The 15,529-nt window shown below is 41.1% G+C and carries 13 protein-coding genes; 4 read left to right on the top strand and 9 right to left on the bottom strand.

The features are described 5' to 3' along the window. Positions 1-317 precede the first annotated feature (317 nt). The gene (locus ACEYW6_RS21850) at positions 318-1,892 is read left to right on the top strand and encodes an iron uptake porin (RefSeq protein WP_412981401.1); all 1,575 of its coding nucleotides are present in this window, start codon (positions 318-320) and stop codon (positions 1,890-1,892) included. 154 nt (positions 1,893-2,046) lie between these two features. Here the strand turns inward: ACEYW6_RS21850 and ACEYW6_RS21845 are convergent, their stop codons facing one another. Together ACEYW6_RS21845 and ACEYW6_RS21840 are read right to left on the bottom strand one after the other, a co-directional pair. Next, positions 2,047-3,219 carry a glycerate kinase gene (locus tag ACEYW6_RS21845; RefSeq protein WP_412981400.1) on the bottom strand — a complete coding sequence of 391 codons (1,173 nt, stop codon included), beginning with the start codon at positions 3,217-3,219 and terminating at the stop codon, positions 2,047-2,049. Between the two features lie 103 nt (positions 3,220-3,322). Continuing rightward, positions 3,323-4,789, bottom strand: coding sequence for an SLC13 family permease (locus ACEYW6_RS21840; RefSeq protein WP_412981399.1), 1,467 nt, complete (start codon positions 4,787-4,789; stop codon positions 3,323-3,325). Positions 4,790-5,405: 616 nt separating this feature from the next. Here ACEYW6_RS21840 and ACEYW6_RS21835 point away from each other — a divergent pair. Together ACEYW6_RS21835 and ACEYW6_RS21830 are read left to right on the top strand one after the other, a co-directional pair. Continuing rightward, the gene (locus ACEYW6_RS21835; RefSeq protein ID WP_412981398.1) at positions 5,406-6,722 is read left to right on the top strand and encodes an amino acid permease; all 1,317 of its coding nucleotides are present in this window, start codon (positions 5,406-5,408) and stop codon (positions 6,720-6,722) included. Positions 6,723-6,783: 61 nt separating this feature from the next. Next, a complete protein-coding gene (locus ACEYW6_RS21830) occupies positions 6,784-7,329 on the top strand; it encodes an RNA 2'-phosphotransferase (RefSeq protein WP_412981397.1) in 546 nt (181 codons plus the stop codon). Positions 7,330-7,404: 75 nt separating this feature from the next. Here the strand turns inward: ACEYW6_RS21830 and ACEYW6_RS21825 are convergent, their stop codons facing one another. The 3 genes from ACEYW6_RS21825 to ACEYW6_RS21815 all read right to left on the bottom strand — a co-directional run bounded on the left by ACEYW6_RS21825 (position 7,405) and on the right by ACEYW6_RS21815 (position 9,119). Further along, complete coding sequence (locus tag ACEYW6_RS21825) at positions 7,405-7,614, bottom strand: SDR family oxidoreductase (RefSeq protein ID WP_412981396.1); 210 nt, start codon at positions 7,612-7,614, stop codon at positions 7,405-7,407. A gap of 85 nt (positions 7,615-7,699) precedes the next feature. After that, positions 7,700-8,461 carry a class II aldolase/adducin family protein gene (locus ACEYW6_RS21820; RefSeq protein ID WP_412981395.1) on the bottom strand — a complete coding sequence of 254 codons (762 nt, stop codon included), beginning with the start codon at positions 8,459-8,461 and terminating at the stop codon, positions 7,700-7,702. Next, complete coding sequence (locus tag ACEYW6_RS21815; RefSeq protein WP_412981394.1) at positions 8,445-9,119, bottom strand: hypothetical protein; 675 nt, start codon at positions 9,117-9,119, stop codon at positions 8,445-8,447. The genes ACEYW6_RS21820 and ACEYW6_RS21815 overlap by 17 nt, the downstream gene beginning before the upstream one ends. 644 nt (positions 9,120-9,763) lie before the next feature. On the opposite strand from ACEYW6_RS21815, the gene ACEYW6_RS21810 reads away from it, so the two are divergent. Then, positions 9,764-10,582 carry a carbonic anhydrase gene (locus ACEYW6_RS21810; protein ID WP_412981393.1) on the top strand — a complete coding sequence of 273 codons (819 nt, stop codon included), beginning with the start codon at positions 9,764-9,766 and terminating at the stop codon, positions 10,580-10,582. A 117-nt stretch (positions 10,583-10,699) separates the two neighbouring features. On the opposite strand, the gene ACEYW6_RS21805 is transcribed toward ACEYW6_RS21810, so the two are convergent. The 4 genes from ACEYW6_RS21805 to ACEYW6_RS21790 form a co-directional block, all read right to left on the bottom strand. Then, positions 10,700-12,379 (bottom strand): RluA family pseudouridine synthase, encoded by a 1,680-nt coding sequence (locus tag ACEYW6_RS21805; protein ID WP_412981392.1) that lies wholly within the window; start codon positions 12,377-12,379, stop codon positions 10,700-10,702. 60 nt (positions 12,380-12,439) lie between these two features. Beyond that, complete coding sequence (locus ACEYW6_RS21800) at positions 12,440-13,315, bottom strand: GNAT family N-acetyltransferase (protein ID WP_412981391.1); 876 nt, start codon at positions 13,313-13,315, stop codon at positions 12,440-12,442. Between the two features lie 104 nt (positions 13,316-13,419). Further along, positions 13,420-14,745, bottom strand: a complete 1,326-nt coding sequence (locus ACEYW6_RS21795) for a hypothetical protein (protein ID WP_412981390.1) — start codon at positions 14,743-14,745, stop codon at positions 13,420-13,422. A 336-nt stretch (positions 14,746-15,081) separates the two neighbouring features. Beyond that, complete coding sequence (locus ACEYW6_RS21790) at positions 15,082-15,243, bottom strand: hypothetical protein (RefSeq protein WP_412981389.1); 162 nt, start codon at positions 15,241-15,243, stop codon at positions 15,082-15,084. Positions 15,244-15,529 lie beyond the last annotated feature (286 nt).

Genomic DNA, 15,529 nt, shown 5'->3' with positions numbered 1-15,529 from the left:
TTTAGTTTGTCTATATTATCCTGCTAATGTTTGCAGCACATTACCCACAATTGGGTATAGTTCGCACCAATAGGGAAATGCTCATGTTGCGTTGCGTAACCTTATCTGCGTTACAAAAATATCTAGAGGCCATTAAGCTGAGATATTTGGATGATGATCATCACTAGACAAACGCATTAAAATTAGGGGCTATTAATTTATTCGAGGATTAATTGCAAATAAATAGATGAGAATTTTCTCATGATTTATGAGTTATTATCATGCTAATTTATTATGCAAATAGCGTTGTATATTCATACTTTCTTGTTGCAGTGAAAATGAATAAAATCGGTGAATTCCTCATCTTGACATCTAGCTTAACTGTTGCCACAAGCTGCATTAATACACCAATTTTTGCTCAAGCAAATCAGCGACAGACTACTCTAGCAGACATATCACAATTAACATCTGTTTCTCAACTCTCAGACGTACAACCTACAGATTGGGCATTTCAGGCTTTACAATCACTCATTGAAAGATATGCGTGTATTGCTGGGTATCCGAACGGAACTTATCGCGGCGAACGTGCAATGACACGTTATGAATTTGCAGCTAGTTTAAATACTTGTTTAACAAAAGTGCAAGAGTTAATTGTCACTACCAACAATAGTTTAGCAACTAAAGAAGATTTAGATTTAATCCAAAAATTACAATCACAATTTTCGTCAGAGTTAGTAACACTACGCAGTCGAGTAGATGCTTTAGAAAGCACAAATTCTGAGTTAAAAGCAAATCAATTCTCTCCTACAACAAAACTAGAAGCTGAAGCAATTCTGACTGTTGCCAATATTTTTGGTGAAAATGTTGCCGATAGTGATGATAATCAAAATAACAATGCACAATTAGATACCAATCTTATATTTGCCCAGCGTGTACGTTTAAATTTTCTGACTAGCTTTACCGGAAAAGATGAATTAAACCTCCGCTTAGAATCAGGTAATATTCCCGAATTTGATGACAGCACTACAGGTACAACAATGACTCGTTTGGGTTTTGATGAAGATACTGGTAATGATATCGGGTTGGATGAAGTATATTATTCCTTTCCTATTGGTGACAAGATAAAAACAACAATCGCTATTACAGAAATGGAATTAAATGATATTGCTGAACCTATAAATCCTTTGGCGAGTAGTGGTAGCGGTGCAGTCTCGCGTTTTGGTAGGTATAACCCAATTTTACGGAGTATGGACGGAACAGGTTTAGGGATTAACTATCAATTAAATCAAAGAACTCATCTTGCTGTTGCTTATATGGCTAATAATGCAGCCGCTCCGACGGAAAATAATGGCTTATTTAATGGTAACTTTGCGGCACTTGGACACTTGTATTTTCGACCAGTTGATAATTTAGGTATTACTTTTACTTATCTTCATGGTTACTATGCAGGTGGAGGGGAAAGTGGAGTTAATTTGACAGGAAGTACAGGTAGTTTAACCGCCCGTAGTCCTTTTGGTAATGTTGCGACTACAGCAAATTCATTTGGTTTAGAAACTAGCTGGCAAATAAATCCAAAGTTTATCCTTTCTGGTTGGGTTGGTTATACAAAAAGCGAGTCGCAAGTCACTAATGATGATGCAGATATTTTCAATTATGCTGTTAGTTTAGCGTTACCTGATTTGGGAGGTGAAGGTAATTTAGCTGGTTTAGTTATGGGAATGCCACCAAAAGTTACCAGTAGTAGTCTAATCGCTGATCGAGACACATCTTTACATATAGAAGGCTTTTATCGGTTTCAGGTTACAGATAATATTTCGATTACGCCTGGGTTATTTTTGATTACTAATCCTGAACATAACGCCAATAACAACAGTATTTTTGTGGGGGCTATTCGCACTCATTTTAAGTTTTAAACTTTTGCTAGCACAGTAGCATGAATGCTGTTCAATAAATCAGTAAAATTAAATGGCTTACTGATGTAAGGAACAGCTTTATTTTGCAATTTAGTACTGATAAACTACTAGTAAATTTCTGGTGAAAACTTAAATTATTTCAAACGATGAATTACTAACCTATAGGCGTGTAACTTTTAATTTGCCTGCCAACTAACAACAACCGCGCTAGTTGTTCAGCCGCATTTGTTAATAAGCTTGCAGTTTGAGCAATAGCCTCACTCAATTGGCAGGGATGAGTCAAAATACTGTTGAAGTAATCGATACCTTCCTGGAAATTAATTTCCGCACCCTCACCAATAGTTCCTACAAGTGCAATCACTGGTAATTTATAAAGCTTGGCACGCTTTGCTACTTCAGCAGGAATCTTACCGCGTGGAGTTTGAAAGTCAATACAGCCTTCCGCAGTAATGATTAAATCAGCTTCTAGAATCAACTTATCTAATTCCAAATACTGCATAACTATATCGTAGCGTGAGTATAATTTAGCTCCAATTAAAGCGTGTAAACCTGTACCCAATCCACCAGAAGCACCACCACCCGACATTTCTCGCACGTCAATACCTAAATCTGCTTTGATGACTGCGGCGTAGTGTTCTAGTGCTGAAGCCATTCTTTCCACCGTTTCTGGAGATGCACCTTTTTGGGGGCCGAAAACTCTGGCAACCCCCTTTTTACCGCACAGAATATTATGCCAGTTGCAAGCAACATCAATCTGGACTTTATTTAAACGAGAATCTCGCCCAGACAAATCAATGCATTTGAGTTTGATTAATTCACCGCAACCCAAACCTAACTCATTTCCACTCTCATCCAATAACTTTATGCCCAAAGCCTGAGCCATTCCTGTACCTCCGTCATTAGTACCGGAATCACCACAGCCAACTAAAATGCGCTCTGCACCAGCATCTAAGGCAGCTTTAATTAACTCACCAACGCCATAGGTTGTTGTGATCATTGGATTTCGCATATTGGAAGGTACAAGACGTAACCCAGCCGCAGCAGCCATTTCTAATACTGCTGTTTTCTTTGTAGTTCCACCAAGAAAGCCAAAGTGAGATTGTACTTTTTGTCCCACAGGCCCAGTTACCTCAAGATAATGTAAAGTACCCCCTGTGGCTGCTACAAGGGTTTTAGTAAAGCCTTCACCGCCATCTACTAAAGGTACTTTGCGGATATTTACATCGGATAAAACTCTGGTTATACCCGTAGCAATACAATCAGCTACTTGTTCTGCATCAAGACTTTCTTTAAATCCAGAAGGAGCGATTAAAATATTTAGTGTCATTATTAACTTCCTGCGGCAACCCAGCCGCTTTTTTGTTGTTCAATTGGAGATTGGAGATAAGGAGAGAAATTCTTATTCTTAACTCACTACTGGGCACTTAGAATTAGAGGGATAAACCTACCCAACGCCACCAGGTGTAGTAGAACAACACGATTAAAGCTAAGTGAACGACAATCATCACTGAACTTAGCCGGAGTAAATCTGTTGGTTTAAAGCCTTGTTCTTCTGCCTCTTGGTAAACCATCAGTGCTTTGGAACTTACAGGAAAGGTGAGGCAATAGTCCATTCCCAGGGTGCTGAGAAACAAGACAGCGACAGGATTTATATTTAGACTGCTGGCGAGGTACAGCAAAGGAGGAACTAAAGCTGCTGCTCTTGCAGTGTGGGAAGTCATGTAGATATGGGAAGTCAGAGAAATGATAGCCAGTAGCAGCAGAATCAGAAAATGGGGTTTAGTGCTGTTGATGTCACTCAAATCAAAGATATTATTGATAATCCATCCCGACGCACCAGAACTGATTAATGCACGTCCTAAAACCAGAGTTGCAGCTACGAAAATAATTAGATTCCAAGAAACAGCTTTGACTGCATCCTTCCATTTAATCACCCCAAACTTGGGTGCGGTGAGAATCATTGCACCGATGATGGTGACGGTAGCAATTTCTAAACCATGCCATTTTTCAGTTAACCAAAATGCCAACATCAAGAAGATAATCAGCAATGTTTTGCGTTCTGGCACAGATAAGGGTTCTGATTGCAAACATTTAACATCTAACTTTTGTTGACAGCGTTTTTTGTCTAGAAACATCCGCATGATTACCCAGCAAGATGCATAACTGGCAGCCACTCCAAAGGGCAAGCCGTAAAGCAACCACTGACTAAAAGATATATCTTTTCCTGAAATTTCTTGTAATAAATCTTTAGCAATTAAATGGGAACCTGCGCCAGTTAAGGAAACAATCGTAGACACCAGGATAATAGTAGGCATCAGCAACGCTAGAGCCTGACGGATGCGACTATCCTCTATGGCATTGGTGAGACTGCGAAAAACGGGATGGGTAACAGCAGCACGTCCAGAAGTCGAGGGAATCAAAAATGAGATTGGAATTAAGACTGTAGTGAGCAACCAAAATAAACTATTAACGTTGTGTGCTTTGGCAGCTACTACTTGAGTTAGCCGTGCTGCTAAACCAGTCTGCTTAACTGCTCCTCCTAAAACAAACGCACCTATCATTAACCAGACGACATCTGAACCCAAAGACTCAAAAAATTGTTCTTGGGAAATCCCCCCGGTTAACAGTAAAAGAAGTGCTGAACTCAAGGCAATATAACCAGCATTGATTGAGGTTGTTGACCACAAAATTACTGCCAGCAGAAATACAAATATTGTCACCCGCCCTTGTGTAGATAAGCCATTGGGTAAAAATACTGCAACTCCAGATAGAGAAGTTAAAAATAGTGCCAACAGTGATTTAATTTGCCAACGGTTTGAACGGTAAAAATATTTAAAAAATATATTCAATTGCGTATTTGTGGTGATGTGATTGTAATATTTTTCATCTATTTTCATCTCTTTTATTTCTGCTTTATCTTTGTTAATTAGGATGCCTCCTGATGATAAGTAAAGTATTACTGAGTGTCAGTTAACTTTACCTTAAATTAAATTTAATCAGAATTTTATGAGAAGATAATTAAGGAACCATGAGAACATTCTCATGAAAAACACTGATACCAAATGTAAAGCGACAGATTATTTGACTGCTCATAGCCAGTAATCAGATTCATCCCTCGCCACTGGATGTAAGGCAAAGATTTGATTCCAGCCAGCTTTAAGCTTCGCCCAAATAATCTCGCTGGTAGTCCAATGCCACCAAATATCAAACTGGGGTAGTAGGCGATGGTGTTTTTAATTCATTTATAGTGGTTTCCGTATGGGTAAGTACAGCAAAAAGGACACGGCATTGCCGTGTCCCTACCCATGTAACGCATCTGAATGAGAATCGCTGCGAGCGGTTCCTGACTTTTACCGTAGTAACAAAAGAGCGATTAAAGTTGTGTTCATAATGAAGTGGCGATCGCTTATTTAACAGAAAAATCTGCTTGAAAAACCAAGAACATCAGGGTTTTTACGAATAATATTTACATATGTTAATATTAACTTTTTGGTTTAAGTACGGGTATTCAGTATGCTTCCCATAAAGACTGTTCTCCAAGATTCAGAGCAAGTCACTCGGTTGTTTTCTCATCTCGAATTCGATGGAAAAAAGCTCAATCATCAACCGGGTAGTGTATTGGGGAGTACTGCACTGATTGCGGGAACCACTGTTGGGGCTGGGATTCTCGCCCTACCAGCTGTTACCATGCCGTCTGGTATTGTACCCTCCACATCTGGGCTGATTGCTGTTTGGCTCTACGCTTTAGTTTCAGGGTCACTGGTTGCAGAGGTAACCTTGAACACGATGCGAACAGAAGGGCGTGCCAGTATAGGTTTTTTGGGAATTGTTGAGAAAATCCTTGGTAAGCTGGGAGCGCGACTTGCAGGCGGCGCATATTTATTCATGCACTATGCTCTCTTGGTGGCATACATTACCGAAGGTGGAGAGATTTTAGGTTCTGCGGTAGCAAAAGTCTGGGGTGCGCAGATATTACCTACGTGGGTAGGTACAACAACTTTCACGCTCTTATTTGGTGGCATTATGTATCTTGGGCGAGAAAAGTTTATTGAAAAATTAAACAGCGCCTTTGTGGGAATTGTCATCGTTTCTTTCTTGGGACTATTGTTTCTGGCAGGAGGGCATATTCAGAGTGCCCAACTTTTATTTCAGAACTGGAGTGCTCTTGGTAGTGCCATTTCAGTGATGTCTGTGGCCCTATTTTTCCAAAACGTTGTGCCGCTGGTTGTAACGCAACTTGAAGGGGATGCCCGCAAAATTCGTCAGTCTATCTTTTTTGGTTCTGTGATTCCTCTAATTATGTTCTTGGCGTGGAATGCCGTAATTTTAGGAAGCGTCAGTTCCGATATGCTACATGTCACATCTGGCGGTAGAACTGTTTTTGACCCACTGCAAATTCTCCGAGCAGGTGGGGCGGGGGAATGGTTAGGAGTGCTAGTATCTATTTTTTCAGAGTTTGCGATCGCAACATCATTCATTGGATTTGTCTACGGATTGTTGGATTTGTTCAAAGATATTTTTATCATTGCACAGGGCAAACTTTCTAGCCGCCTACCCCTATATTCCTTAGTTCTTTTCCCTCCGATGACTCTTGGAACGCTCAATCCCAGCATCTTTTTCACTGCCCTAGATTACACTGGAACATTTAGTATCTCAGTTTTAGGTGGAATTATTCCGGCGTTAATGAGTTGGAAGCAACGTCAAGAACAAGAAAACTCAGATAGTATAAATCAACCACTCGTTCCTGGTGGGAAGGTGACACTCATTGTGATGGTTGGAGTAGCATTAGCCATGATGGGAAGACAAATTATGTCAATTGCCATACAGTAAAACCATCAATGATAATTTTGATGTAGCATAATAAATATGCGTTTGTAGTGCATCCGATCAAATGAGTGATTCTCGCCTCGTCAAAGTCAGCAAATATCTCAGCAAATATCTGCGGCACACACCGGATGCAATTGGAATTAAACTTGCTCCTGGTGGTTGGGTTGCTGTTGATGAACTACTTACTGCTTGTGCTAAAAACAACTTTCCGATTACCCGCCAGGAATTACAGGTGGTAGTTGAATTCAACGAGAAACAACGCTTTTCTTTTGATTCTACAGGTAATTTGATTCGTGCTAACCAAGGACATAGTGTAAAAGTCGATTTACAATTAGAACCTTTTGTCCCGCCAGATGAGCTTTATCACGGCACAGGAAGCAAATCTGTAGAATCAATTCTGCAAACAGGAATTTCCAAAATGTCGCGACATCATGTCCATTTATCAAAGGATATTGTAACAGCACAAACTGTTGGTGCAAGACATGGAAAAGCAGTGGTTTTGACTGTACATGCCGCGGCAATGCATCAAGCGGGTTACATCTTTTATTGTTCTGCTAATGGTGTTTGGTTAGTGGATCATGTGCCACCTGAATATCTACAAAAAGTTTGAATTTTAATAGATTGATAAGATTTATTTATAAATCTGAAAAAAGCAACTATTGCATTGTTTTGAGTATTTAATTGCTCAAAATGTTCCTTGAATAACTCTACCATCTACATGCAGCATGACTCCATTTACAAATGAGGCTGCTGGTGAACTCAGAAATACCGCGACATTGGCAAACTCTTCTGGTGTACCGATGCGACTTAAAGGAACTGTTGCACTGACTCTAGCAATTTCTGCTTCTTTTGTTTCACCACTTTTAGCAATCCGCGCGTTGATTAATTCTTCCACCCATATCGTTCTTGGACATAAAAGAGCGGGAAGTGCGGTGAATGGAAACTTCGCCGCTATTATCCCAGTGCCAAAAAACACAGCACTAATTTAGCAAATCAGGTTCTTCACGTACAATCCTGTCGTAAAGAGGCTGGAAACCAAACCACCCATTTGTATGTGACCCCACTTGAGTTTGTGTTAAACGGGCTGTTTCGTGTTTGATAGTAGTGGGTCTACCCGCAGCTTCTGCCAGTAGTTGGGCTTGGCACGATCGCTCTAAGTTAATGTACCAAAAGGCAGCTTCATCTACCGTATGTCCCACAGTTAAAATGCTGTGGTTACGCAGGATTATGGCTTTCTTTCGCCCCAAGGCTTGTGCTAGTCGCTGACCTTCAAAACTTTCTAAAACAACACCTGTAAAATCTTCAAATAGGGCATGATCTTCATAAAAAGCACAGGAATCTTGAGTCAAGGGGTCAAGGAGACGACCTAAACTAGACCAGGCTTTACCATAAAGTGAATGGGCGTGAGCCGCCGCGATTACATCAGGTCGAGCTTCATGAATATGAGAATGGATGGCGAAAGCAGCTTGATTCACTTCCGCATCGCCTTTAACCACTTCGCCTTCTCTGTTAACTAAGATCAGATCAGATACTCGGATGTGACCGAAGTATGTTCCTAATGGATTGATCCAGAAATGGTCTGTAAACTCCGGATCGCGAGCTGTAATATGACCTGCGATTCCCTCGCTGAAACCAAACTTACCAAACAGGCGAAAAGCAGCGGCTAGGCGTTGCTTACGGTGTAGGCGTTCGTCTTCAACTCGCTCGAATATGGGGGGTTTTGGTCTAGCGTACTTGGGCATGTTCTTTTTCCTGTTCCTCTTTGCAGGGAGCGTTGGAATATCCAGAGCGAAAGGATTTGACGCTGTGAGATTCTGGGATGAACTGGTGACGCAAGATGCAACCAGTATCATTACCCAGAAGATGGATCGATACAGATGTGCTCTGGGACGTGGTTTTGACGGCGTGGATATCACCATCTGGAGGTAAGAGGCAGTAGATATCCCCTGGTTGAAGCGATTGCACTTCAGTTACTTGTAATTGTGCGTGTCCTTCAGCATCGCCGTTATCTACACGGCGATAGACTGTTTCTTCTTGATTGCCTTTGTATAAACCAATCAATCCCCAGGCTAAATGGTCATGGACGGGAGTCGTTGAACCTGGGGGAATCACCAAACTGAAGACTGACAGTGAACGGTCTTTGGCGCGATAAAGTAGCCACTGACCAATACCGCCGCCCATCCTGCTTTCGGGGTTGACTTGGGCAAACTTTTCAGATAGCCATTGCTGTTGAGCAAGCAGTTCTTGAAAATAGGATTTTAGTCTAGCGAGAGTTTGTGTGCGATCGTCAACAGTACTAGCGCTAATTTCCCGCACTGTTGCTACAAAGGATCGTAGTTCCTGGCTTTCAATAAACCATTGGTCTTCTGGCAATGGTTCCAAGATGGTTTGGTTCGTCATCTATATTCCTCCATTTGGGAGGCGACTAAGATTAATACCAATTTTTTGATCTTTGCTGGTCAGATAAATAATTTATTTTAGCAAAACTATGTGTTGTAAAAATAGTTATGTTGCAAAAAATGTTAAGAGCATTTAACTTCAAATTTCAAAAATTCCATTTGGTAAAAACTATGTAATAAATTTTGTTTAGCTATTTATCGCGTGTGTGGGTCGTTCTGCCGCACCCGTCCGGGATCACTATACGGCCTAAATTGCGGGCTGGAAGACTGAAAAAAGTCAAGAAGGCTGAGATTTTGAGAGAAAACCTAGGCTTCGAGTACTTGCTGTCATGCTGGCAGATTGCTTGTGCAGACAGGGAATCGGGAATGAGGAATTAGATAAGTGGAAGGAAAAAATATCAAATTTATTTCCAATTGTAGATTGAGTTCATGTTAAAACTGTGGCCAAAGAGAGTAGTTTGGCAAGACTGCTTAAACAATACAAGAATTAATTTCACCCTTTGACTAAGCCGATGGGGCAATGGCAAAAGCCGATCAATTAAGTCAATCTGTTTATAGATACTATTAACCTGTCCTACTTCCTTAATTTGAGAAATAAATTTTTACGAAAGATTTCAAGTATTACTTATTCATTTAGGTACTTTTATGAAAAAACTGATTAAAGGTTTGCGCGAATTCAAAAGTAGTTATTTTTCTGCTAATGAAGAACTGTTTGAACAACTTTCTCATGGTCAAAAGCCCAGAGTACTATTTATTACTTGTTCAGATTCGCGTATCGATCCAAACTTGATTACACAAGCCGGGTTGGGGGAATTGTTTGTTATCCGCAATGCAGGCAACATCATTCCACCATTTGGTGCGACTAATGGCGGTGAAGGGGCAACAATTGAATATGCTATTCAAGCATTAGATATTCAACAAATTATTGTTTGTGGTCACTCGCATTGTGGTGCTATGAAAGGGTTAATGAAGTTAGACAGCTTGCGGGTAGAAATGCCGCTTGTACATGACTGGCTCAAGTATGCAGAGGCAACCCGACGGCTGGTGAAAGACAATTATAGCCACTATGAAGGGGAAGAACTCTTAGAAATAATTATTGCCGAGAATGTACTCACCCAAATCGAAAATTTACGGACTTATCCGGTGATTCACTCTAAGCTCCACCAAGGGCAACTCAATATTTATGCTTGGATTTATCAAATCGAGACAGGAGAAATTTTGGCATACGATCCACAAAAGCACGCCTATGTCTTGCCCCAAAATCAGCTTCTCCCATCGGAGATAGATGAGACGTTACTTAGCCCACCTTTAACTAGCAATGTGGAGATACATTTCACTAAAACTCAACAACAAGCATATCAATCGTCTCAGGAACTCCCTATTTCCACAAATGAATGGTTTCCAATGACAGTGCTTTCTCCAGAGCAAATGGAGCGAATTTATCGAGGCTCGAATACAAAGTAAAAATGTAGAGTAGAGAAAATCCGGCGTTGCTGAATCAAGGGATGATTATGACCCATTTGGAACGAACTTCAATGCTTTCAACCTCAAATTCATCCCCCATTTATGCAACGCCCATTCTCAAAATGGTGTCTTTACATTTAGGTGAATAGTTTCATTTAACTGCGGATGCTCGAAGCGAAGTTCCCTAGCGTGGAGATGTAATCGGCTAGTCACTACACAGCATCCATAAAGGCGATCGCCTAAAATAGTTACCCCAAGTCCTCGTCTATCAGCCGCATGAACCCTCAGTTGATGGGTGCGTCCTGTTAGCGGCGTAAATTCTACGCGGGTGTAGTCTCCTTCCCTCGCCATTACTTGGAAGTGTGTCAAGCTCGGTTTACCGTGTTGCCAATCAACTTTTTGATAAGGGCGATTTTCAGGATCTCCCCACAATGGCAAGTCAATCACACCTTGGTTAACTGTCACAGTACCGGAAAGCAGGGCTTCATAAACTTTGTGAACTTGGCGTTGCTGAAACTGCTGGCTGAGTTGGCGATGGGTTTGGCGATCGCGTGCCAATAACAAAATACCAGAAGTTTCTTGATCTAGGCGATGCACAGATATAAGTGCCATGCCATCAGCTAACAGATGACGTAAGCGACTCAAGACACTATCTTGGCGATCGCGGTAACGACCAGGCACCGAAAGTAGCCCAGCAGGTTTGTTGACAGCAATCAGCCATTCATCTTCATAAATAATTGGTAAAGTGACTTCTCCCCCAACCCCTCCCCTGGGGGCAGGAGGTTTCAAGCCTGAGAGCAAAAAGCCCATCAATGGCTGACATCGCTCGGCACATGCTCCGTAAAACTCCCCCTGGATTTTATCCTGATTTACGGAAGAAGCACCCCACCAAAATTCTGCCATTGCCAGTGGTTTGAGATTATGTGTTGCGGCATAATGAAGCAACTTTGGGGCACAACAGTCTCCTGTACCAGTGGGAGAACCTCCTGGCATCAATTGCTGTAATGATAGCGATCGCCCAGAAAAATTAGTCAGGCTGTAGGTAGCGTGCATCTGAGCTTGGAGTTGACGGGACAGTTCTTTACGCTGTTGTTTCAGTTCGCTAATTCGCGCATCCGTCGCTGCAATTAACTGCTGAAGGGGCTGTAATACCGCATTTTGCTGGCGTTTAAGTTGTCGTCGCTCAATTCCCTGCTGACGACTCTCTTCGTCGAGTTGTTCAAGGGCAATAGTGAGTGCTTCTGGAGTGAGTGTATTGCAGATTTGCTGACGTTTTTCCTGTCGTTGATGTTTACAATAGCGATGGCGATCGCTCATTACTTGCAACTGTTGCTCAAATTCCTCAGACAGGGTTTCATACTGCTGGCGTTCCGTTAGTTGCTTGAGGTTAAGAATTTCCTGCTTAATCGCGTCCAACTGTGCCAAAGTGCGGGCTTCTTCTAAAGCAACTTCGTCTCTTCCTGGAATTGGCGGCACCCATCCCTCAACCACACTACAACCATTCAAAAGACCGGAGAAGGCTTTGAGTACCCTTTGTTCGCCATTAGGCAGTTCGACTAATAGTATTCCATACATCTTGCCTTCACGAGAAGAACAGTCATTTTTGGCAAGTTGTTGCATTAAACCGTGAGCGATCGCTTCGGACGTTGAGGTGCGGGGTAATCTTAAGCGATGTTTACGACGGGCTACGCCTACGCCACTTTGGAGACAACGCCCTTCATACCAATAACTACAAGATGAGTCACTGACAGCCAAATCGCAGTCAATGAAATCTGAAAGTGCGTGCAGAACTATCATACAAAGTATGCTTGCAAATCTAGCTAATCTTAATATGTGAAATTGCTGTTTTTGAGTAACTCAACACCTTGCTGAACGCGGCAGCATAAATTTCTCACCTTCCGCTGCAAATTTACCACGAACCATCAACACAGTTTCATCAAATACATGGGTGAATGCTTGCACATCTTTGACATCAAGAAGTTCTGGACTAAAGTAAATCACTACTTCTTCAATGGGTTGAGGTATTTTAGCAAGAATATTCTTCAAAGAGCATATCTGCGTTGTAACTAAATCAAAAAGATGAAGTCGGTTATCTTCTATCTCCATGCAGGCGATTAAATCTAAATCTTCTGCATAGTATAAAGGACGACTTCCTTCATTGACGCAGAACACAGGTTTTTCCTTGACTACACCAACTATATTAGAGACAGGTGCGCGTGTTTCCAAAAGTCTGTGTAACAATGTGTAATCTTTGGTCACTGTAAAATCCAGTGTTCTGAAGCTATCAGTGCTACCTGTGGAGTTACACTTAACTTTGAAGATGTGTTCTTCGACTACACGAAAGCCAAAAGGTAAGTAAAACTCCGGTTGTGGTGTCGTCAGTACCAGGGTTTCGTAAAAACTATCGCAATATTCCAGCACTTCTCCCATTACTTCACGGTAATACCCTCTCCTGCGAAATTCTGCACGGGTAGCTACTCCATGAACTCCGCCGACAGTGAGCCTTTGTCCCATAATTTGCATGGGAATTTCTAACACTCCCACATGGGTAATAGCTATATCATCATGAAAGCGCATAAACGGAGTTGAAGCTGTTTCCCAGGATGCACCTAGTTTTCTTGCACATTCTGCTAAACTGCTGAGTCCGGGAAATGTGACTTCCATCAAGTCAAAAAGCTTATCGCTTAAGCTGGGATCATCAGAGAATGACTGTTTGAAACGATACTGGCTCATAGTTCAAGTATTACTATTAATTCAGTAATGAATACAAAATCAATTCCAGCGAATCCAGAAAAAGGGAGGTTACACTAAAGTGTTTACTACAAACTCTCTAGAATTTAGCCAGCAGGAATTGATGAATCTCTCTCCGGTGGATTGTCTTGTTCTGGTGGAAGCAGTTGTTCAAATGAGTTATCTTCTGTGGATGTAGATTCCGGCTCTTTTTTCATGCCATGCTGTTCTTGCCCTCTAAGTCCAAGATATGTTGCCGCACTGATTCCTTGAAGTGTAAGAAGTGTTTCATCAAATTCCGGCATTGCCAGATTTTTAATGATTTCCCAAACAAAGAATAGTCCAATCGCAACTGTCCAAATAAATGTTTGGAACCGATGAAAGTTGACTCCATTGATATCTGATAATATATCGTAGAAAAAACCTTCAGAAATCCGTTGACTACCTTTTCGCTTTTTCTCATTACCTTGCCCATCAATTAATGAACTACCAAAGGCAGTTATAGAATTGATGCCCAATAATATTAGTGATTGTTCAGTCAAAATATTGGTATAATCTCCTGTTATGCCGTAGATAATCAGGTAAGAACCAAAAATTAGAAATGTCCAAAAAGCAAGTTGAGATATCGATAGACTGAATGGGTTTCTGTTTAATTTTTTTCTACCAAGGAAAAATTGAGCAATTGGGGTTTTCCGATATTCGTTTTCAAGATCAACTTTTTCTGCGATCAATAGTTCCTGGCCACCAATCACCTCTTTTTTTGAGCAAACCCCTTCTATCCCAGGGCTACGAAGAGTGTTTCGGCAATACCTAACAAATATTAATACAATAGCCACAAGTAGAAGCAGACATAGCCAAAATCGCCACGAAAATAGAACTATTTTTAATTGAGGAGGTGATAAAGGATTGCTTACCGGAATCGCTAGTTTCTGGGGACAGCCGACTCCCGCTATCACGTTAATACTATATCTGCTTGTTCTACCAAGAAGCGCATTCCATGCAGTTTGAGATGAGTCGGTACGTTCAAGTCGAAAGGCTAACCAATTATCATCAACAATTTTCTTTTGATCTTTACCTGGAACCATGACGATGACTGGTTCTCCGTGGACATCCTCTAGTTCATAGCCATCCAGGTACAACACTAATTGTCGAGGATCAAATGAATTGGCGTTAGCCGTTGCATTTCTGGTCGCTGCTGATAATCCTTCAACTCTTACCCTGATGCGATCGCCCATCTTAACTTGGTTACGGCCATTGTCGGCAATGACTTGTTGAGTTTTGAGACCAGGAGGTACCGAACATACCTGAGGCGATGCCAAATTTACAGAAGGGCCATCTGAACTATCTTGAGCAATGACTGCAAAGTTAATAGAAACAATCAACAGAAAAATCAACAGAAAAATACCAGTAAATCTTTTAGCATTTCTATACATCGCTCGGTATTCCACCAACATTGATTACTATGTCGGTAGTGTAACCATACTTGAGCCATTACGTATATTAAAAAACTTGTCTGAAAAAAAATACCTCCACGCCTACGCTTTTGTCTTTATTGTCTGATTGTAAGGCAGCAGTAATGCAGCAACAGGAAGTATTTATTGTTGCTAGTGTATAGGCAATACTTTTGAGTTAAGGGGGAAATCGAAGTCGTTGGTCATTAGTAATTGGCACTAATGACAAATGACTAAATCGGCGAGCAGCTATACGATTCCCGCCGATTTTCGTTGAATTTACCCCTTCTACAAGGAATATGTAATATGTTGCCAAATTTAAACTGTCAATGTAAAACCCTTGAATGTCGCATCCAGAATATTATTACCTAGAAGCTTAAGTTGAATTCCTCCAATGACTACCGTCATAATAGCCTCAGATACTTCGCGTTCTTCAACTTGATTGTCAAGTTGCAAATCAGTAATTGTGATCCTAGACATATTTTTTTGCTTAATATTTTCTAAATTCCAGTAAAATTTTCGTCTAATTAGCTAACAAGCTCATCATCCAAAAGTTATAGATTCTAATGTTTGTAAGTTTTTTAAAAAGACATTACTGTAATTCAAATATCTTTCTTTTGTAACTTTTAGAGCATGAAGATTTGAGGATTAAAAATATCGTGAAAAATCATTGTTTAGCGTAGCCGTGCCCCCGTGAGCATCGGTGAGAGGTTAGAATGATTGCACTTTTGTCAAGAGGGTGCAGGAAAAGGCGATAAATCCAGCT

The organism is Nostoc sp. UIC 10607 (genome assembly GCF_047228265.1).
GTDB lineage: Bacteria > Cyanobacteriota > Cyanobacteriia > Cyanobacteriales > Nostocaceae > Nostoc > Nostoc foliaceum_A.
The sequence above is the reverse complement of the archived record's forward strand: the minus strand, read 5'-3'. Positions and strand labels throughout refer to the sequence as shown.

Coding starts and splice junctions, on each gene's coding strand:
- ACEYW6_RS21805 (WP_412981392.1), bottom strand. CDS start 12,379: ATGATAGTTCTGCACGCACTTTCAGATTTCATTGACTGCGATTTGGCT.
- ACEYW6_RS21835 (WP_412981398.1), top strand. CDS start 5,406: ATGCTTCCCATAAAGACTGTTCTCCAAGATTCAGAGCAAGTCACTCGG.
- ACEYW6_RS21800 (WP_412981391.1), bottom strand. CDS start 13,315: ATGAGCCAGTATCGTTTCAAACAGTCATTCTCTGATGATCCCAGCTTA.
- ACEYW6_RS21840 (WP_412981399.1), bottom strand. CDS start 4,789: ATGAAAATAGATGAAAAATATTACAATCACATCACCACAAATACGCAA.
- ACEYW6_RS21795 (WP_412981390.1), bottom strand. CDS start 14,745: ATGTATAGAAATGCTAAAAGATTTACTGGTATTTTTCTGTTGATTTTT.
- ACEYW6_RS21815 (WP_412981394.1), bottom strand. CDS start 9,119: ATGACGAACCAAACCATCTTGGAACCATTGCCAGAAGACCAATGGTTT.
- ACEYW6_RS21845 (WP_412981400.1), bottom strand. CDS start 3,219: ATGACACTAAATATTTTAATCGCTCCTTCTGGATTTAAAGAAAGTCTT.
- ACEYW6_RS21850 (WP_412981401.1), top strand. CDS start 318: ATGAATAAAATCGGTGAATTCCTCATCTTGACATCTAGCTTAACTGTT.
- ACEYW6_RS21790 (WP_412981389.1), bottom strand. CDS start 15,243: ATGTCTAGGATCACAATTACTGATTTGCAACTTGACAATCAAGTTGAA.
- ACEYW6_RS21820 (WP_412981395.1), bottom strand. CDS start 8,461: ATGCCCAAGTACGCTAGACCAAAACCCCCCATATTCGAGCGAGTTGAA.
- ACEYW6_RS21830 (WP_412981397.1), top strand. CDS start 6,784: ATGAGTGATTCTCGCCTCGTCAAAGTCAGCAAATATCTCAGCAAATAT.
- ACEYW6_RS21810 (WP_412981393.1), top strand. CDS start 9,764: ATGAAAAAACTGATTAAAGGTTTGCGCGAATTCAAAAGTAGTTATTTT.